Below are 18,930 nucleotides of genomic sequence, written 5' to 3'. Positions count from 1 at the left end.
CGTCGCAAAGCAATGGCGACACTCAAGAGCAAGCGTCCCGCCAAACAGTTCGACGTGGCAGATCTCAAACTGGCCGACGAAGGACGCCGCCGCATTCTGTGGGCTGAGCAGCAGATGCCGGTCTTACGCCAAGTGCGAGAGCGCTTCGCCAAGGAACGGCCCCTGCGCGGCCTGCGCATGGGCATTTGCCTGCATATCACGGCCGAGACCGCGGTCTTGGTGCGCACCCTCAAGGCCGGCGGTGGCGAGTTGTTCATCTGCGCCTCCAACCCCTTGTCGACCCAGGATGACGTCGCAGCCTCGCTGGTCGCCAACGACGGCATGGCACTATATGCGATTCATGGCGAGCCGCGCGATGTGTACTACAGCCATCTGCGTTCGGTGCTGGAGGCTCAACCCCGCATCACGATGGACGACGGCGCCGACCTGGTGACGCTGCTGCACACCGAGTACGTGGCCCAGGCCAGCCAGGTGCTGGCTAGCATGGAGGAGACCACCACTGGCGTGATCCGGCTGCGCGCGATGGAAAAGGATCAAGCGCTGAAGATTCCGGTAGTTGCGGTCAATGACGCCAAGACCAAGCATCTGTTCGACAACCGCTACGGCACCGGACAATCAACCATGGAAGGAATCATGCGCGCCTCGGGCATCCTGGTCGCCGGTTCCACGGTCGTGGTCTGCGGCTACGGCTGGTGCGGACGCGGCGTGGCCTCGCGCGCGCACGGCCTGGGGGCCCAGGTAGTAGTCACCGAGGTTGACCCGGTGCGCGCCCTGGAAGCAGCGATGGACGGCTTCCGGGTGATGCGGATGAGCGAGGCGGCTAAGGTGGGTGACGTTTTCGTGACCGTGACCGGGGATCGCGAAGTAATCCGCCCCGAGCACATCAATCAAATGAAGGACGGCGCGATCTTATCCAACGCCGGCCATTTCGATATCGAAATCGACATGGCCGGTCTGCGCAAAATCTCGCGCAAGGTAGAAAAAAACGTCACCCGCAACGTGGACGCCTACCATCTGAGCAACGGCAAAAAGATCTTCTTGTTGGGAGAAGGTCGGCTGGTCAATCTGGCCTGCGCCGAAGGCCATCCCGCCCAGGTAATGGATATGAGCTTCGCCACTCAGGCTTTGACCGCGCGCTGGGCGGCGCTGGCCAAGTCGCTGGAAGTCAAGGTCCATGACGTCCCCAATCGGATCGAGGACGAGATCGCCACCCTCAAGCTGGCTTCGATGGGGATTCGAATCGACGCGCTCTCCGCCGAGCAAAAGCTGTATCTGAGTTCCTGGCAGACCGGAACCTGACAAGGCTTTTCCCCCTGGCTCCACGCCCGCGCCAGGTCAGCCCATCGGCGGCCTGGCGCGCTTTTTTTTACTGCGCCCGCGCTCCGTCCCCGATAAGATTTAATAACGTCAAACCCCCGCGGAGATGAGAAGACCAGGCCCTATCCGGTCCTGGCCCCAGCTCCGAGGGCTTGCGGCCCAGGCATAAGCTTTTGCCCTCCCCCCTGACAGAGGCGGCATTCTGCCCCTGAGCCGGGCCTGATCTTAGGAGATGGAATGCGGGAAGAAGCTTCGTTAGTCGGTAAGCCTCTGAAGAAACTGCGAATCGCCCAGGTCGCCCCCTTGTATGAGAGCGTACCGCCCAAACTGTACGGCGGTACTGAACGCGTGATCTCCTACCTAACCGAAGAGCTTGTCCGGCGCGGCCATGAAGTCACCTTGTGCGCATCGGGTGACTCCTTGACCAGCGCGCGCCTGGTCCCAGGTTTCGAGCAGGCGCTGCGGCTACGCCGTTTGGAGCATCTTGGGCACCTTTACCAATTGCCGATGCTCAGTTGGGTCTTTGAACGTGCTGAGCAATTCGATGTGATTCACTCCCACGTCGATTTCTGGGCTCTACCTTACGCCGGGCTGGTCAAAACTCCGACTCTCTCCACGCTCCATGCCAGCCTGGACCAGCCGGAAGCACACATCATTTACCGGCGTTATCGCGATGCGCCCCTGGTCTCCGTCAGCAACGCTCAACGCCGGCCGCTGCCCGATCTTAATTGGCTGGGCACCGCCTACCACGGTCTCCCGCGCCAGCTTCTCAAATACAGTCCTCATGCCGGTAAGTATCTGGCCTTCCTGGGGCGCATCGCGCCCGAAAAGCGCCCCGATCTGGCGATCGAGATTGCCCGCCTCAGCGGCCTCCCGCTCAAGCTAGCCGCCAAGGTGGATAACAGCACTCTGGATTACTTTGAGGCCGTCATCAAACCGCGCCTGTCCCCTCCCGATATCGAGCTTATCGGCGAGATCGGCGAAAGCGAAAAAAGCGCTTTCCTGGGTGGCGCCTGCGCCTTGCTGTTTCCGATCAATTGGCCCGAGCCCTTCGGGCTGGTGATAGCGGAAGCCCTGGCTTGCGGTACCCCGGTGATTGCTCGTCCTTGCGGTTCGGTCCCCGAATTGATCCGTCACGGTACCACCGGCTGGATCGCCAGCACTCTTAAGGAATTGACCGATGCGGTTGCGGCTCTGGACCGGTTGGACCGGGCCCAATGCCGGCGCGAGTTCGAGCAGCGCTTTTCTGTGGAAGCGATGGCTGACAGCTACGAGCGCCTGTATCATATAGCCATGGTGGGCCAGATGGCGCGGCCGCCTGCGCTTGGATCGGGGGTAGCGCCCGGCGCGCTGGCCACGCCCAAATAGCCCGGGCTGGAGTTTGACTGCAGGCGTGGAGACGTTCATCAAGGTCGGCGAGGATTTCTACCTGCTGGCCTCTTCCTTGGCTTCCCGGCGTATCACCCGCGTCCTGGCGGGACAAAATAGCTTCGGCATCTTCGACGCCAGCGGCGACATCAGCAGTTCGCCGCTGGAGCCGATGGGCTTTTTTCACGACGACACGCGCTTCCTAAACCGCTTCGAATTGCGCATCAGCGGCGAGTTTCCTCATCTGCTCAACTCCTACGTCAGCTCTGACAACGCTCAGTTGCGCGTCAATCTGACCAATCCCGATTTGCGTACGGCGGGTGACGTGATTCGACTGGAGCGCGACTCGCTCCACATCGAGCGCGGCTGGGTCCTGCTCAGCCCGCGGATGTTCCATCGCACCACGGTGCGCAATTTTTCCCGTACCGCAGTCGACCTCACCTTGAGCTTTCTGTACGGCGCCGATTTCGCCGACCTGTTCGAGGTTCGCGGGGTTTCGCGCAACGCTCGTGGCCAGCGGTTGGAGCCCTGGATGGCGGCGCGGGAAGTTCGCCTGCGCTACTTGGGCTTGGATGAGGTGATGCGCGTGACGCGGTTGGCTTTCGCCCCCGCCCCCGACGCTATCAGCGAGCGCCAAGCCGAATTTCACATCCGCCTGGAGCCCGAACAAACCGCGGTGCTGGAAGCCGAGATTAGCGCGATGCTGGATTTCGGCCCGCCAGTACGGCCCAGCCCGCGCCTGCCCTGGCAAGGCTTCGATGCCGCGCTGGCTCAACGCCAGGCCGAGACTCGCGGCTTGATCCAGCGCAGCGCGCGCATCCGAACCAGCAGTCAGGCGATGAACCTCACCTTGGAGGCCTCGCTTTCAGACTTGGCGATGTTAACCACGCCCAGCTCCCGCGGAGTGAGAATCATCGCGGGAATTCCCTGGTTCGCCACCCTCTTCGGCCGTGACAGCCTGCTGACCGCGCTGTCGATGAACAGCTTTAGTCCGGCGCTAGCGGCCGGGACCTTACGCACCCTGGCTACGCTGCAGGGGCAACGTGTAAACCCCGCCAGCGATGAAGAGCCGGGCAAAATCGTGCACGAGGTACGCGCGGGCGAAATGGCGCGCCTGGGCGAGGTTCCCTTCGGTCGTTATTACGGCAGCGTGGATGGCACCCCGTTGTTCTTAATTCTGCTTGGTCGTTACGTCGCGGCTACCGCCGACCTCGGCTTGGCACAAGAATTATGGCCCAACGTCCAGCGAGCACTGCGATGGATCTCGACCTACGGCGACCGCGACGGGGACGGTTACATAGAATATCAGCGCGAGACTCCCCGTGGCTTGGCCAACCAGGGCTGGAAAGATTCGCACGACTCCATCTCCCACGCCGACGGAACATTGGCGCGCGCGCCGATCGCGCTCTGTGAGGTCCAGGCTTACGTCTATGGCGCCTACCTGGCAATCGCCGAAGTAGCCGCGCGCCTGGGTGACGATAGCCTAAGTGCGCGCCTGGAAGAGGATGCCGCCCGCTTGCGGCATAATTTCAACCGCGACTTCTGGCTGGATGCCGAAGGCACCGTCGCCCTAGCCCTGGATGGCTACAAAAAACCTTGCCGCGTGATGGCGTCAAACGCCGCCCACTGCCTGGCCTTGGGCCTGCTCGACCAGGACCAGGCCGAAGCGGTGGGGCAGCGGCTGCTGGCCGACGATATGTTTTCGGGTTGGGGTTTGCGAACTTTGAGCGCCCGCGAACGGCGTTACAATCCGATGAGCTATCACAACGGCTCGGTTTGGCCCCACGACAACGCGATCGCCGTGCTGGGACTTGCACGATCCCATCAGCGCGCTCGAGCCCTGCAACTCGCTAGTGGCCTGCTGGAGGCGGCCGGACAAATTCAAGGCAGTTTGCCCGAACTCTTTTGCGGCTTTCAGCGTGAGCCCACCCTGGGTCCAGTGCCCTACCCGGTCGCCTGCCACCCCCAAGCCTGGGCCGCCGCCAGTATATTTTCGATTTTCGGCTCGCTTCTGGGCTTGCAGATCGATTCCCACGATCAGCGCTTGGTGCTTGATTCTCCCTCGATTCCGGTGTGGCTTGATTGGCTGCAGATCGACAACATCCAGGTCGCTGGCAACGCGGTCTCCTTGATGGCCCGCCGACCGGCCTCGGGCTCCGGCGCAGCGGTCGAAATACTGCAAAAAGCTAGCGCGGTCACAGTGGAAATTCGCGCCTGAGACGCAAAATCCCAACTCGGACCAGCGCCTGGCTCGTGACTCAGGCTTGAGCGCTGCCTAGAGCGCCTGCCAGCCCCTGGGCATAGTCCTGCAATTCCCGCTCACCATCACCTTCAAAGGCGGGCCCATGCATCGGCGCGATCAGGGCCGGCCGCAGCGCTGCCAAGCGGCGCAATATCGTATCGGTATACGGCGTATAGGGAATTGAGTTCGCCATAGGGCCTGCTTGCATTTGAATTAGCGCTTGGACCGACTGTTCGGCCACGCTGCCATGGGTCAGCGCGCCCTGGTCGCCGCGCTGGCCGAGCAGATCAGAGCAGAACAGAAGTCGGCCGGTTTGTTCGAACAGCAAGCCCGCCTCCCAGCCGTGCGGCACATGAGGCGTACGTTGAAAGACGAAGCGACGAGCGCCGGTGGCAATCACCTCGCCCGCAGCCAGCGCGCGTGGCGGCCGGTCGGCGTAGTCCGCCACACTAGTGCGCGCCGCTAGTATTCCGCACAGCGGCTGAGCGCGCGGGGCCAGCGCCAACCATTGATTGAGTGCGCCGCATTCATCAGCCTCGAAATGGCTGAAGCCAATCCAGCGCAGGCTGGCTGGATCGACGATCGCAGCCAGCGCCTGACGCACCATCTCGAAGCTGCGGCGATGGCCGGTATGGAAGAGCAGCGGCTCGTCATCCACGACGAGGAACTCGTTGAAGGGAAGTTGCAACTCAGCGACGTAGAGAGAGAGTTGAAACACGTTGGGCGCTATTTCGGCGATCCGTACCATGGTCCTGACCTCAATTTTTTTCACTCCCTTCCCCGTTGCCATCAAAATAGCAAAGCCGGGGCTGGAGGGTACTAGGACGGTGGCTTCCGGCGATCGCTCGGGTCAGGGAGCGAAATTGGCACTCAGGTACTCGGTGACCTCACTGGCCTGGGATGGAGCCAGCGGCGCGCCCAGATAAATCATCTGCGCCACGATCGCTTGCCATTGCGCTTTGGAACGCTTGCCCGCGGTCACACGATCCAGGGAATGACAGATGCCGCACACACCTTGGACTAGTTCCTTGCCTGCGCCATTGGGCAGGTTAACCGTCGGCCCCGGCGCGCCCGGATAAGGCACGCCCGGACCGAAGTGAGCGCTCAAATAGGTCACCATCGGCTCAACATCCTGCGGTTGCACCTGGGCTCCGCGCAGAATCATCACGTAAAGCTCGTCGCGCCAGGCGCGGCGACCCTGGCGCAGATGGGTGATAGCGCTCAGTGAATGACATTGCGAGCAGGCGACGCCGACTAGGTTGGCACCCGCACCTGGGGGTAATTTAACCGCGCGTCCTTCGGCGGTTTGGGCGTGAAGCGGCGTGGCCGCGGCAATCAATGAGGCGAATGTCGCCATCAGCAGACTTCGACGCATGGTTACACCTTCTGCGTGCGCTTTTGCGCGATCGAAAACGCCGGGTACCATTGCGAGGCCGCGCCCACCCCTTCGCGCTTGACCTCGATTTCCAACAGGTATGGGCGACCCGCGACGCAGACCTGTTGGCCGCGTTTAAGCGCCTCCCTGATTTGCTCGGGCCGGTCGATCTTTTCCCCCTCCACCCCGAACGCCTCGGCGGCCTTGACGAAGTCCACGTCAGGGCTGCCGTTGTAGCAGGTCATGTCCAGCCCCCGTTGAAACTGACCGCCGCCGCTGAAGGTCCAAATCCGGTTGCGCTCATTGTTGTAGCTGCGGTTGTTGAGCACCAGGACCAGAACCGGGGCCTGATAGCGCGCCAGACTCCACAAGGGTTGCGGCCCACTGAATAAAAAGCTGCCGTCGCCGACCACCGCCACTACCGGCTGATCGGGACGGGCCAGCTTGGCCCCCAGCCCAGCCGCCATCGCCCAGCCCAACACGTTGGGGCCTGTGCCGACATAGGTCTTGTCATTGCCGCCGAACGACATTAGCGGGTCCATGTTCTTTCCCGAGTCGGCGTCAGTGACCCAAATCGTGTTCTTGTCCAGCCCTTCTTCCAACTCCACTCCCAATCGCTCCAAGCTGATGGGGGAACCCTGCCACAGATCGTGGGCGATGGTCTGGCGCAGCCGCGCCATTCCGGCGCTGTAGGCGTCGATTCTGGCTTTGCGCGCGTCGGCAATCCCGCGCAGCCGCTGGGCGGTGGCCTGACTCTTGATCGCGGCCACCAGGTCGGCCGTCGCCAGCTTCAGGTCGGCCACCAACGGCAAATCCACCGGCGATACCCGAGCCAAGCTGGTGGGATCGCGGCGGATGGAAACCAGGAACGTCCCTGGCATCGAGCGCTCGCCGTAGGGATTACCCAGATTGAGATGTACATCGATCCGACCAGGAAAGGTCATCTGCCTGAGCATCGGCCCGATGTAGAGCGGATTACGGGTCGGAAAAGGCTTGGACCAGACCCCAAATTCGGCTTGCCCGGCTACTGGTAAAGCCAGCAATTGGGCCAGTTCGAGCACCTCGGGCTCGGCCCGGCACATGGTTACTTCGTCACCCACCGAGAGCAGCGGATTGTGAGCTTCGATCAACATCCGCGCCACCCGCTGCACGTCGGCGCGCGCCGGCCGAATTCTCATCGCCACGTTGAACAGCGATTGATCAATTACGGTAGCGCTGGCCTGGGCGGCCAACTCGTTGTCCGGAATGGAAAGAAAGACCGGCCCGCCGGGCGGAGTAGCGGCAAATTTCAGCGCCCGCCGCGTGCTCTCGGGGATGCCGGCAGCGCTTTGCGCCAACCAATACCATTTGGTGATCGGCTCGAGCATCACTTCCTGATGCTCGTAATCCTGGGGGCCATCGCGCCCCAGCTGCTTCTGTCCGAAGGCGGCCACGCAGACCAGCAGCGGGATGCGGTCCTTGAAGCTGTTGACCATTTGGGTCATGGCGTTGGGCAGCCCGATATTGGCCACGCTCACCACCCCGGTCTTGCCCGACAGCCGCGCGTAGCCGTCGGCCATCGCCACCACCGCCCCTTCCTGCACCCCCTTGATGAGCTGAATCACGGGATTGTCGGCCAGGGCGTCGTAGATCGGCGCATCGCCGGTGGAGGGATTGAAAAACAGATACTCGACTCCTGCCATCCGCAACTGCTCCACCAGCAGCTTGCCGCCCGTGCCGCTCACCTGCTGAGCCGCAGCGGAGCCGCTGACATCGGCGGCCTCGGCGCTGACAGGGGCCAAGGCCCGCGCCACGGTGCGCGCGGCCATCGCACTGAGGCCGACGGCACCCAATCCCTTCATCAGTTCACGACGGGAAATGCCCTGGTCCAGATAGCACTTGACCAAATCTCGCATCGGCTCCTCCTTGGCTCCGGACCTCGGCAGGCTGCGGGGCAAGCTGCGGGCCGGCCCACCCCCGGGAAACTTGACGTCATTCGCTGAGCTGCCGCTTCTTCCTAATAGATTAAGCAGGCCACGATTCGCAAGGTTGAGGGCGATCGTCTACCGGTTAAGTCGGAGGCCGCAGCTTGCGGAGCAGCCGACCGGCTATAGCCGGTGACTGAGCACGATCAGAGCGCCAACCAGCAGAACTCCATTAATCAAGCTGGTCGCGCCGGCGCCGTAATAGCGCAAATCGGGATTCCTGATGTAGCCCACGGCATAAATCAGGCGGGCCAAAATGAACAGCGCGCCCAGAACGATCGCGCCTTCGATTTCGCCACCGAGCGCGAAAATCAACAGGGCGGGCACGAAGACCATCAGTTGTTCCAAGGTGTTTTGATGAACTCGATAGTAGCGCTCGAAGGTTGGATGGCCGCTGGTAGCCGGAGCCGCTACACCGTACTTTAGGCGCGCGCGCCCCGCCAGAAAGCCCATCAACCAGTACTCGATCAAGGCCAAGGTCAGAACGAGCTCCACTGCGGCCATTTTTGTTTCCTCCGACGAGATCCAAAGCTGGCGCTCTCCGCCCATCGGCCAGGGCAGCGACACGCCGAAACGTTGCCACGAAGCCTCGGGGCTGCGCTAGGATGGGGTTTTGCAAGCTTGGCACAAAGAGAGCGGCACGATGCAGAATCACGAAATCGCCAAGGTGCTGGATGAAATCGCGGACATGCTGGAGGTCAGCGAAGACAACTTCTTCCGAGTGCGTGCCTATCGTAACGCCGCGCGCACCGTGCGCGACCATCCCGAACCGCTGGCCGCGATGACACCCGAGCAATTGCGCCACCTGCCCGGGATCGGTGCGGATCTCGCCGCCAAACTTCATGAGCTGCTTACCAGCGGCGACCTGGAACTGCATCGCGAACTCAGCAGTCGTATCTCGCCCGGCCTGGTGGCCCTGCTGCGACTACCCGCTTTAGGTCCCAAACGAGTACGCATGCTCAGCGAGCAGTTGCAGATTCGCAATGTCGCCGATCTCAAGCGCGCCATCGAGTCAGGCGCCCTGCGGAGCTTGCGTGGCTTCGGGGCCAAGATGGAACAACAACTGGCGGCGGCGCTGGAGGAGCCCGCCGCGGCGACACCGTCGCGTCTGATGTATGCTCTGGCCGCCCAAACGGCACAGGCCCTGGTGGAATACCTGCGTGCGCTGCCGACATTGAGTGAAGTCACCGTCGCGGGCAGTTTTCGCCGCCGGCGCGACACGGTGGGCGATCTCGATCTACTGGCGCTGTCCGATCAACCGTTGGCCGTGATGGATCGTTTCGTACATTTCCCCGGGATTAAGCAGATATTGGGTCAGGGCGAAACCAAGACCAGCCTGGTTCTAAGCAGCGGATTGCAAGTGGATCTGCGCGTGGTACCCGCGGCCAGCTACGGCGCGGCGCTGATCTATTTCACCGGTTCACAGGCTCATTGCGTGCATCTGCGCCGTCTGGCCCAGAGCAAGGGACTGCTGCTGAACGAATACGGGCTGTTCCGCGGCCACACCCCGGTCGCCGCCGCCAGCGAAGAGGAAGTCTATCTTGCCCTGGGATTGCCTTGGATCGCACCGGAATTGCGCGAGGACCGCGGCGAAATCGAGGCCGCGCAAGCCGGGCGACTACCCCACCTGATTGCACGTGGCGATCTGCGCGGCGACCTGCACAGCCATTCCACCTACACCGATGGGCGAGCTTCGATCGAGGAGATGGCGCGGCGCGCGCGCGAGCTGGGATTGGAATACCTCGCCGTCACTGACCATTCGCGCCGCTTGGCGATGGCGCACGGGCTAGATCCGGCGCGCCTGCGTGAACAGGGGCGCGAAATCGAACGGGTGCAGCGCCACCTGAACGGCCTCCGACTGCTGCGCGGAATCGAAGTTGACATCATGGAGGACGGGAACCTGGATCTGCCCGACGAGGCCCTGGAGGAACTGGACTGGGTCGTGGCCTCGGTTCATTACAAACTCAACCAGCCTGCTGCCCAGATGACGGCCCGCTTAATCGGGGCCATTCGCAACCCGCATGTTGACGTAATCGGCCATCCCAGCGGCCGGCTGCTGAGCGGTCGCGATCCGAGCGACTTCGACCTAGCCGAGGTGCTACGCGTCGCGCGCGAGGAGGGTTGCGCGCTGGAAGTGAACTCTCAAGCCGAGCGGCTGGACCTGACCGACAACGCTTGCATCGCAGCCAAGCAAGCCGGGGTAAAGCTGGTGATATCCAGCGACTCCCACCATCCGCGCGACTTCTCAATGCTGGAGTTGGGCGTCAATCAGGCCCGGCGCGGATGGCTGGAACCGGGCGACGTGCTCAATACCCGTCCGCTGGAGCGCCTGCGCCAGCGACAGTAGAAAAGCATCGACTGCCAGTGGCCAGCAGGGCGTTGATAAATCCGGGAAGATTTAATCAAAGAGAATCGCGCAGTCGAGCCTTCTTCTGATCAACCAAACCCCTTCCTCAACACCCTGCTGTGCGACAAAAGGGTCTGGCTCCCCAGCGAAGCGAGCCGCGAACGCAGTAAGCGCGCCCGCGCAGTCTCGACGAACCTCAATCGCGCGAGCAGCCCACCGCGCTACGTCAGCGGGAGCGAAGGAGGCGGATTGAGCGTATCAATCTGGCGCCAATCCAGAGTCTTGGGATTGCGCAGTGTGATGGCACGGATCCGGCTGTAATCCACCTCCCGATCCAGTCCGAGCGCCGGCGCGCCCTGCTGATGGGCCCGCACCGCCGCCAGCATCATGCGGCGGAAACGGATCAGGGTGCTGTCGGAAGAGCCCAGGTATTCACGGGTTCGATCGAGAATGGCACCCACCGATTCAGCCACGGCCCAGTCTTCATGCTGGAGGGCGCGCATCCCGGTGAAATGCCCTTCTTTCATTTTTTTGCGATCCTGGCCCCACATCTGGTCGAATTCGCCCAGGTCAGAATGGGCATTGTCGCGGTTGCCGGAAGTTCCGCGCATCATGCCCACCGCCTGCTCGGGATCCACGGGCTTGTCGGGGTCGTAGCGAAAGGACCAATACACACACCAGTTATCGTCGATCGGCACCGGACACTGCATCGTGTGCAGCATGTTACTGTCCATCGGGATGAAAGAATAAAATGGCGCCGCAACCTCGCGAATGCGGGTGTAGACCGTGCCGTCGAACAGATCGCGCAGAGCTGCCTCGCGAAAGCCGTAAGGCTGAGGCACGATCTCGAAGGTCGGGCCGGTATTGACCGTGGCCAACGGGCTGCCCGAGTTGGCCCGTCCGTTGAGCCAGGAGGAATGCATAATGCCCAGGTGAGAGGAATCGATGGAGGTTTCCAGCGCCTGCAACCAGTTGCTGTGTAGTATGGCCCGAAAAGCCATGCGATGGCTGGGTGGCAACACGTTCAGTTCGAAATTGAGGAAGGCCGGGGGCTGCGCGCGCCGGCCCAGATAAACCCAAATCGCGTCGCCTGCCTCGCGCACTGGATAGTGGCGTACCCGCACCTTGGCCGCGAATTCAGCCCGCCGCTCCGGCGGTTCGGACGGCACTTCCACGACCTGGCCTGAGACGTCGATTTTCCAGCCATGAAAGATGCAGGTAAGAGCGTTGTCCTCGTTGCGTGCCAGGGCCAGCGATGTACATCGATGGGGGCAGCCTTCATCGAAGAACCCCACGCGCCCGTCAGTTGCGCGAAAAGCGACGAAGTTCTCGCCTAGCAAGCGGACCCGCACCGGAGCACCGTCGGGCGTCACTGCCTGGGCCCGCAGCGCGGGTATCCAATACTCGCGCATGAATTCCCCCATCGGGGTGCCCGGACCGACCCGACACAAAAGCTCGTTTTCTTCCCGCGTCAGCATCGTGAAGTCTCCCTGCGGCGAGCCGCGGCCCTTGGGGCCATAGAACTATCTTTAGACCAGTGGGGCTATCGCGCACAAGCGCCGGCCCCAGGAGCCAGTGGTTTGATAATTCCCAGCCTGTGACGGCGGCGCAATTTGGTAAACATCACAATTAGGTACACATCACACAGAGTCTGCCGCGCGCAAATGCCAGGCGGCGGGCCGAGCGCGGCAATAATCACATCCCCTGTCAGCCCATCACGCAGCGGCGCCGATATCTTGTCCAGGAATCCGACCACCTCGATCCAGAACCTAGTCGTCAGAAAAATATTTCGCAGCGTTTCCATGGTGCGCGACGGAACGGAATGCGAGCGCGCGCACGCGTCGGTCAATTTATTGATGAGCCAGAGCCGAGGCTTGGGAGCCAGTCGATGGTTGCGCCTGAGTAGGCTGGCCTTCAGAGGTGAGGACCCGGCGCACGAAAGTGCCAGCCGCGCCCACCCCCAGCGGCAAGCGACACAGGATGTGCATGATGCTGATCGCAAGGCCGGCGGTTAGCAGTCGTGCTCGCGGCGCGAAGCGCATCAAGCCATCAACCATGACCGCCTGCAGCGGGCCAAGCCCCGAGGGGGTAATCGGCTCGCCGGCGGCAAGCAGCAATCCGGGGGTGAGCGCCAAGGTCGCATCGAGCGGGACGTCGGCGCGAAAGGCCCGCATCTCCAAATAAAACAAAAAGCCTTGCGGCAAAAAAATTGCCAAGCGGATCAATCCAAGTTCCAGATACTCATGCCATCCTGCGGCACGAAAAGCATGCAAGCCCGGCCAATCGTAGAGCCATTGCCAAGCGCGGCGGCGCGGGCGACCATGTCCCCACCACCAGGCGACTGCGATGAAAAACAGCAAGGCCGCGCACGCATAGGGCAAAAACCGATGGATCGGTGATTGCGGTCTCAACACTCCGGCGGCCACAAACCCGGTGGCCAGCAAGATAGCATCGATAAAACCCTGAAAAAGTAGGGTCCAACTGGCTGCTGTCCACGACACCCCCTTGCGCCGATTCAGGAATAGCACCAGGGCGGCAGCTGCGACCAGAATGTTAACCACCTGGAGAAAGTACTGGGCGGCCGAGGGCGCCAGCACTTCACGAAAGGAGCACGGTTTGTGAAAGAGGCTGAACAGTCGCGCGAACAAATAAGTCTCGCCCAACCACCAGATGAAAAAAGAAGTTAAGTTGGCGGTAAGAAACAACGGAAGATTGGCATGTTTAAAGCTGGCCACGAACTTGCCTAAAGTCAGCCCGCGGGCAACCCACCACACCGCCAGGGCCGCAATCGTCCAGATGACTACATTCTCAACGACGGTCTGAGTTGTCGGGCTGAGCGAGCGAAAACGCGTTGAAATCGAGGTGAGCGGCTTACGCAGCGTGTTGATCCGCTGAGTCAGCACCGACCAACCTTCAGTAGCCATACCATCAGCGCCCGCCGCGGAAGAATATCAGCAACAGATTAAACACAACTATCAACCAGGCCCAGGCGAAACCGGTGTTCGTAATCTCTACGGATTCGCCAGAGCCCCGGTAATAGGTATGACGCTGACGCCTGTTACCAGCACCCAGCGCAAGCATGATTAGAAAGACAATTACGACCCAAGCCCACCACCACGGCCCCCACCATCCCCGCCAGTTGCGACCATAGAAGTGATCAAGATTCTCGCCGTATGGTGCGCATGCCGGCTGGTCTGTATATGCAGAGATAATTTTGATTAACATGCTGGGCTTGCAGCCAGTTAGAACCAAGCCAGTATCCAGCATCGACTTAAGTGCCGCCCATGATCAAGAAAAATTCGTTTCAGCCGGAGTCACGATCGCCAACCAACCCCTCGTACCCGCCGTCATCTCCCGCTTGGTTGGCATCAACCATCTTTGCCTGTGCCGTACCGATTTCACTGGTATACGTCTTTTTGACGCGTAGTTCGGGCGTAGGACCAGGCTTTACGGTACCGCTGGCGGGGTTGGTGGCAATAGTGGGTATCGTAGCGGGAAGCGGCACCCGGAGTCCTACCGGACGCGAGTGGTTGGTCACGGCGGCGCTCTTCACCACCTTCTGGGCATTTTACGGCGCCACTCGCCCACTGACGGCAACTCCCTTTAACGAGCAGGTGCGGTTGGCAGACGCCATTCTGCACGGCCATTTGTGGATCAACGCCCCTGCTTGGATGGAGGCGGTAAGATACGGCGGACACAGCTACGTGATTCATCCACCACTGGCCGCCCTGCTCCTTCTGCCGGTCGTAGCTATTTACGGTTTAGCGACCGATCAGGTTACGTGTTCAGTCTTCGTTGGGGCCCTGGACGTGGCTCTGGCGTGGCATCTGCTCGGCCGCTTCAGGCTGGATTGTGCCAGCCGGCTGTGGCTTACGCTCTTCTTCGGTGCCGGCACAATCGTGTGGTTTGAGGCTACCCGTGGCACGACCTGGAGCTTGCCCCTGGTGATCAGCTTGGCACCCACCTTATGCGCGCTCAGCGAGCTGTTCGGCAGCGCCCGCCCCTGGCTGGTCGGCCTGTTCGCGAGCGCCGCTGCGCTAGCCCGCTACGATCTGGTAGCGGTGTGGCCGCTTTACGCCGTGGCCCTGGCGCTGCGCGGCCGCAAGCCGCGCGAGTTGGCTGCGCTGCTGCCCGCCTTCATTTTTGCCACCGCAGCTTATATCGCTTACAACCTGGCCCGCTTTGGTACTGCGTGCGACCTCGCGCCCTGGCTATTTTATCGCGTCGATCCGGCGGGGCTGCGCGACCATCCCGGTCTGCCAGGCCCCTTCGCCCTGCGCAACATTCCATCCAACCTCTACACCTTGCTCTTCTTGAGTCCGGATTTAGATGCCCGCTTTCCCTACTTCCACCCCTCCTTCCGCGGTCAGGCGCTGATCTTCACCAGTCCCGCTTTCATCCTTACCCTGCGCGCCCGATTGCGCCGCCCGCTCGTAGCGATGATGTGGCTATGCTGCTTGTTTGGCAGCGCCGGCGTTCTGATGTTCTATGCCAACGGCGCGGTTCAGTTCGGTCCGCGCTTCTACATCCAGATCTTTCCCTTCCTGCTCTGTTTGATGGCCTTGGGAATGGCGCGGCGGCTGGACCAGTTGACTCTGGTCCTGATCCTGCTGTCGATTCTATTGGTGGGCAGCGGAGTGTGGGACATCGCGCACTCGGGCTTCGCCGGCTGAGCATCCCGCCCGTCGCACGAAGCCTCATCATCGGACAGGCAATGCGCAGCGCCAAGCGAGCCTGCCCGCTGAGTTCGCGCGGCGGGCGGCCTCACTTCACTTGGAGCACGGGAGCGTCCCCGCGCAGACAATAGGTACAATCGGACATGGGAGGATTGCGCTGCGCGCGCGGGCCGAGAATTCCTGTGGCAAAATCAGCCGCCTTCTCCCAACACTCGCTGTCGGTGCTGGCACTGGCTACCGAAACCATCCGTTGCGCGATCACCTGGGCCTGGCTGCGACAGGTCAGGTCGGCGGAATCAAAGCCAAAAAATGCGAACCAACGCCGCGCGGGCGGATTGCCTTTCCAATGGGGATCGTTGTCGCGCACGCATTGGAGCGCCGCGTTGAAGGTGTGGTCCATCTGCTTGCAGCTTGCGGGATCCGAGCATGCCTTGGCTTGTTCCGCGATGAACTGTTGTTTGCCCTTTTCGCAGGCTTGACGGCTGGAAAAGATCCCGGCCGCGATCGCGGTCAGTTCGCCTTTGTAATCCGCCAACGAGGGCACGGCGGTGGGATCATCAGCGTTGAGTTCGGCCAGATACCAAGGATGGGAGCCTGCCGATTGCGCTCGCGCCGGCGGCTGCACAACCAATGTTGCAAACCCCACTAATCCGCCGATTAATACCCATCTTCGCCAATCCATCTCAAGACCCATCTGCTTTCAGGCACGCGAACCAAAGCGATTACGCAGCACGCCCAACCCTTCAATTTCAAGTTCAATCACATCGCCGGGCTTGGGATAGCGCTGCAATTCCAGCCCGCAGCCGGTACCCACGGTGCCCGAGCCGATTATGTCGCCGGGATAAACTGTCATGCCACAACTGATATGGCTAACAATCTTGCCGAAATCATGATACATCGCCGCGGTGCTGCCGCGGCTCCACTGCTCGCCGTTGACCCGCGCGGTCATCAAGTGTCCCGCCGACGGGCTCCACTCGTCGGCCGTCACTAGCCACGGACCGAAAATGTTGCCGCCGTCCAGGTCCTTGCCCTTGGCTGGCCCCAGTCCGCCGGCCATTTCGCGGCGCTGAATGTCGCGCGCCGAAACATCGTTGAAAATAGTATAGCCGAAAATATACTCCCAACCCTGCTCGGGAGTAAGGTTCACCCCACGCCGGCCGATGACGGCGGCAAATTCCAGTTCATAATCCAAAAGCTCGGTGTAGGGCGGCCAAGGCACCTCGCATTCCGGTCCAGCCACCGTGTTGAGATTGCCCTTGTAGTAAATCGGCATCTCGTACCACACGGGAGGGATCGTGCCGCCCAGCCGGGCGTTGCGCAGATGTTCCTCGAAGACCAGACAATCGCGCAGGGTGCGCGGGCGCGGTAAAGGCGCGAGCAAGCGAACTTCCTCACTCCGCCATACCAGTCGCTCGCCGCGCGGGCCGCATAACCCCGGCTGATCGATCCGAGGACCTAAATACTGCAACGTGTGCGCCAGCGCCTCGTTACCGCGCGGCCCGGTCTCGATAAAGGCGCGCAGGTCGGCAGGCAGCAAGGCATCGGCCAGCACACGGCTGCGGCTAGTCTCCTCGCTGGCTTCGATTGCCGCCGCACAGCCATTGTTGAGATCGACAATCAGCCCCGCCTTGGTCACCATTCCCATCCGTTCGATCGGACCAAGCGCGCTGCTAACTTCAAAGGTGCATAGCTTCATCGCATTATGCTCTCAGCCGATGACGTCACGGGTTCGCCGCCGAGCTTAGACGTTTGCAGGGGCTAGGGGCAAGCCAGCTAAGGTACTATTGAAGTCCGCAAGTATCGCCGATTTTCCAGGAGTCTGCCGATGAACTCAACACCCGCCATCGATATTCATGCCCACGCGATCGTGCCCGAGGTCGAAATGCTGGCGCGCCGCCATCCCGGCTGGCAGGCCGATTTGGATCAGCGCCAGCGCTCCGCCGGAGCAGCCTCGGCCGAGCACAACCGAAAATTGACCGAAACCGTATACCGGGAGAAATTCGAAAGTTTGGAGGCGCGCCTGGCCACGATGGACACGATGGGGATCGACATCCAGACGGTGAGCGCTGCGCCGACCTCCAATTTCTGGTACTGGGCCGATCCCGAGTTGGCAGCCAAGCTGGTGGCGATCAACAATCAGGAGATCGCCCAGTTGTGCCAGCGCCGACCCGATCGGCTGGTCGGGCTGGGAGTTGTAGCCTTGCAACATCCGGAGCTGGCGGCGGCGCAGCTCAAGCATGCGGTCGCCGAGCTGGGGCTGCGAGGTGCCATCATCGCCACCCACGCCAACGGTATGGATCTCGGTGATCCCTCGCTGGCGCCGTTCTGGCAAGCAGCACAAGCCACTGGCGCGCTGATCTTCATCCATCCGGCCGGATGCGAACTGGGAACCCGCTTGACCCGCTATTACTTTTCTAATGTTATCGGCAATCCACTGGAAACCACCCTGGCGCTGGGCCATCTCATTTTCAGCGGCACCCTGGATCACTATCCAGGTCTCAAGATTTGCGCCGCCCACGGCGGCGGCTATTTCCCCTTTTATACCGCCCGTTTTGATCACGGATGGCGCGTCCGGCCCGAGGCTCACGGATGCCGTCGGACGCCCAGCGCATATCTTCGCAACCTGTGGTTCGACTCACTGGTGTATGAACCCGACCTACTGAGCTTTCTAATTGCGCGCGCCGGAGCCGGCCAGATTGTGCTGGGAACCGATTATCCCTTCGACATGGGCGTTGATGACCCGCGCCAACGCTTGGCTGCCGTCAGCGGCTTGTCTCAGGCGCAGCAGCGGGCGATTGTAGGTGAAAATGCGGCGCGCCTGCTGGGACTTTGAATCGCACCGCGAAAATTTTTGTTTCGGAGCAACGGAGACCGATGGCGATGCGGAAAGATCCGGCGATTGACGTGCATGCTCACACTATCCTGCCCGAAGTGCAGGCCCTGGTGAGCAGCCAGGAGGGATGGAAGCGCGAGGCGCAGGAGCGTAATCGCACGGTGGGCGCCGATTCGTTGGAGTACAACCGCAAGCAGTTCGAGGCGATATACAAAGAAAAATTCTTCAACCAGGATGCGCGGCTGGCCGACATGGATCGGATGCGTATCGATGTGCAGACCGTCAGCGTCACGCCCAGCTTCGGGTTCAACTACTGGGCCGAGCGGGCGCTGGCGGAGCAGATTATCGAGCTGACCAACGCCGGCATCGCCGCTTTTTGCGCGCGCCGTCCCGCCCGTTTCGTCGGGCTGGGCAACCTTGCGATGCAGTTTCCCGATCTGGCCGCGACGCAACTCAAGCGCGCCATTCAGCATTTTCATCTTAAAGGCGTGATCGTTTCCACCACCGTGGCCGGAGTGGATCTGGCCGAGGAGCGGTTCGAGCCGGTCTGGGCCGCGGCCGAAGAGTTGGGCGCGCTGATCTTCATCCATCCGGTGGGATGCGCGATCGAACAGCGGCTGACGCCCTACTATCTCTCAAATGTCCTGGGCAATCCGCTGGAGACCGCGCTGGCCCTGAGCCATCTTATCTTCAGCGGCCTGCTCGACCGCCATCCGCGGTTACGCCTGCTGGCGGCTCACGGCGGCGGTTTTTTGCCCTTCTACAGCGGCCGCTTCGATCATGGATGGCGCGTGCGGCCCGAGGCGCA

Annotated in this window: 15 protein-coding genes; 7 read left to right on the top strand and 8 right to left on the bottom strand. The window is 61.7% G+C overall.

Translation table 11 applies throughout. The annotated features are described in order from the left end of the window. Positions 1–12: 12 nt before the first annotated feature. The 3 genes from ahcY to VKV28_10630 all read left to right on the top strand — a co-directional run bounded on the left by ahcY (position 13) and on the right by VKV28_10630 (position 4,903). Entirely contained in the window at positions 13–1,299 is a 1,287-nt protein-coding gene (gene ahcY, locus VKV28_10640) for an adenosylhomocysteinase (protein ID HLH77252.1), read from the top strand. A gap of 255 nt (positions 1,300–1,554) precedes the next feature. Continuing rightward, positions 1,555–2,685 (top strand): glycosyltransferase family 4 protein, encoded by a 1,131-nt coding sequence (locus VKV28_10635; GenBank protein ID HLH77251.1) that lies wholly within the window; start codon positions 1,555–1,557, stop codon positions 2,683–2,685. 25 nt (positions 2,686–2,710) lie between these two features. Continuing rightward, positions 2,711–4,903 (top strand): amylo-alpha-1,6-glucosidase, encoded by a 2,193-nt coding sequence (locus tag VKV28_10630; GenBank protein ID HLH77250.1) that lies wholly within the window; start codon positions 2,711–2,713, stop codon positions 4,901–4,903. Between the two features lie 40 nt (positions 4,904–4,943). Here VKV28_10630 and VKV28_10625 read toward each other — a convergent pair whose 3' ends face one another. The 4 genes from VKV28_10625 to VKV28_10610 all read right to left on the bottom strand — a co-directional run bounded on the left by VKV28_10625 (position 4,944) and on the right by VKV28_10610 (position 8,770). Next, on the bottom strand, positions 4,944–5,699 hold the full coding sequence (locus tag VKV28_10625; GenBank protein ID HLH77249.1) for a hypothetical protein: 756 nt from the start codon (positions 5,697–5,699) through the stop codon (positions 4,944–4,946). Between the two features lie 78 nt (positions 5,700–5,777). Then, positions 5,778–6,302: a hypothetical protein gene (locus tag VKV28_10620; GenBank protein ID HLH77248.1), complete on the bottom strand. Its 525-nt coding sequence runs from the start codon at positions 6,300–6,302 to the stop codon at positions 5,778–5,780. Between the two features lie 2 nt (positions 6,303–6,304). Beyond that, a complete protein-coding gene (locus tag VKV28_10615) occupies positions 6,305–8,197 on the bottom strand; it encodes a thiamine pyrophosphate-binding protein (GenBank protein HLH77247.1) in 1,893 nt (630 codons plus the stop codon). 192 nt (positions 8,198–8,389) lie between these two features. Next, positions 8,390–8,770, bottom strand: coding sequence for an MAPEG family protein (locus VKV28_10610; GenBank protein HLH77246.1), 381 nt, complete (start codon positions 8,768–8,770; stop codon positions 8,390–8,392). Positions 8,771–8,909: 139 nt separating this feature from the next. Between VKV28_10610 and polX the strand changes: the two genes are divergently transcribed. Further along, on the top strand, positions 8,910–10,613 hold the full coding sequence (polX, locus tag VKV28_10605) for a DNA polymerase/3'-5' exonuclease PolX (protein HLH77245.1): 1,704 nt from the start codon (positions 8,910–8,912) through the stop codon (positions 10,611–10,613). A gap of 221 nt (positions 10,614–10,834) precedes the next feature. Here the strand turns inward: polX and VKV28_10600 are convergent, their stop codons facing one another. After that, positions 10,835–12,091, bottom strand: a complete 1,257-nt coding sequence (locus VKV28_10600) for a Rieske 2Fe-2S domain-containing protein (GenBank protein ID HLH77244.1) — start codon at positions 12,089–12,091, stop codon at positions 10,835–10,837. 372 nt (positions 12,092–12,463) lie between these two features. Beyond that, the gene (locus tag VKV28_10595) at positions 12,464–13,537 is read right to left on the bottom strand and encodes a lysylphosphatidylglycerol synthase domain-containing protein (GenBank protein ID HLH77243.1); all 1,074 of its coding nucleotides are present in this window, start codon (positions 13,535–13,537) and stop codon (positions 12,464–12,466) included. Positions 13,538–14,029: 492 nt separating this feature from the next. Here VKV28_10595 and VKV28_10590 point away from each other — a divergent pair, with 492 nt between their 5' ends. Further along, positions 14,030–15,286 carry a hypothetical protein gene (locus tag VKV28_10590; GenBank protein ID HLH77242.1) on the top strand — a complete coding sequence of 419 codons (1,257 nt, stop codon included), beginning with the start codon at positions 14,030–14,032 and terminating at the stop codon, positions 15,284–15,286. 91 nt (positions 15,287–15,377) lie between these two features. On the opposite strand, the gene VKV28_10585 is transcribed toward VKV28_10590, so the two are convergent. Together VKV28_10585 and VKV28_10580 are read right to left on the bottom strand one after the other, a co-directional pair. Beyond that, complete coding sequence (locus tag VKV28_10585) at positions 15,378–15,935, bottom strand: hypothetical protein (GenBank protein ID HLH77241.1); 558 nt, start codon at positions 15,933–15,935, stop codon at positions 15,378–15,380. Between the two features lie 54 nt (positions 15,936–15,989). Next, the gene (locus VKV28_10580; protein HLH77240.1) at positions 15,990–16,985 is read right to left on the bottom strand and encodes a fumarylacetoacetate hydrolase family protein; all 996 of its coding nucleotides are present in this window, start codon (positions 16,983–16,985) and stop codon (positions 15,990–15,992) included. Between the two features lie 129 nt (positions 16,986–17,114). Here VKV28_10580 and VKV28_10575 point away from each other — a divergent pair, with 129 nt between their 5' ends. Together VKV28_10575 and VKV28_10570 are read left to right on the top strand one after the other, a co-directional pair. After that, positions 17,115–18,122, top strand: coding sequence for an amidohydrolase family protein (locus VKV28_10575; protein HLH77239.1), 1,008 nt, complete (start codon positions 17,115–17,117; stop codon positions 18,120–18,122). A 41-nt stretch (positions 18,123–18,163) separates the two neighbouring features. Beyond that, positions 18,164–18,930, top strand: a 767-nt coding sequence (locus VKV28_10570) for an amidohydrolase family protein (GenBank protein ID HLH77238.1), incomplete at its 3' end; no start/stop codon positions are given.

The sequence above is a fragment of the Candidatus Binataceae bacterium genome (assembly GCA_035294265.1).
In the GTDB taxonomy this organism is placed as follows: domain Bacteria; phylum Desulfobacterota; class Binatia; order Binatales; family Binataceae; genus DATGLK01.
This window is presented reverse-complemented; position numbering and strand designations above follow the sequence as displayed.

Coding starts and splice junctions, on each gene's coding strand:
- VKV28_10635 (HLH77251.1), top strand. CDS start 1,555: ATGCGGGAAGAAGCTTCGTTAGTCGGTAAGCCTCTGAAGAAACTGCGA.
- VKV28_10595 (HLH77243.1), bottom strand. CDS start 13,537: ATGGCTACTGAAGGTTGGTCGGTGCTGACTCAGCGGATCAACACGCTG.
- VKV28_10610 (HLH77246.1), bottom strand. CDS start 8,770: ATGGCCGCAGTGGAGCTCGTTCTGACCTTGGCCTTGATCGAGTACTGG.
- polX (HLH77245.1), top strand. CDS start 8,910: ATGCAGAATCACGAAATCGCCAAGGTGCTGGATGAAATCGCGGACATG.
- VKV28_10575 (HLH77239.1), top strand. CDS start 17,115: ATGAACTCAACACCCGCCATCGATATTCATGCCCACGCGATCGTGCCC.
- VKV28_10615 (HLH77247.1), bottom strand. CDS start 8,197: ATGCGAGATTTGGTCAAGTGCTATCTGGACCAGGGCATTTCCCGTCGT.
- VKV28_10620 (HLH77248.1), bottom strand. CDS start 6,302: ATGCGTCGAAGTCTGCTGATGGCGACATTCGCCTCATTGATTGCCGCG.
- ahcY (HLH77252.1), top strand. CDS start 13: ATGGCGACACTCAAGAGCAAGCGTCCCGCCAAACAGTTCGACGTGGCA.
- VKV28_10600 (HLH77244.1), bottom strand. CDS start 12,091: ATGCTGACGCGGGAAGAAAACGAGCTTTTGTGTCGGGTCGGTCCGGGC.
- VKV28_10580 (HLH77240.1), bottom strand. CDS start 16,985: ATGAAGCTATGCACCTTTGAAGTTAGCAGCGCGCTTGGTCCGATCGAA.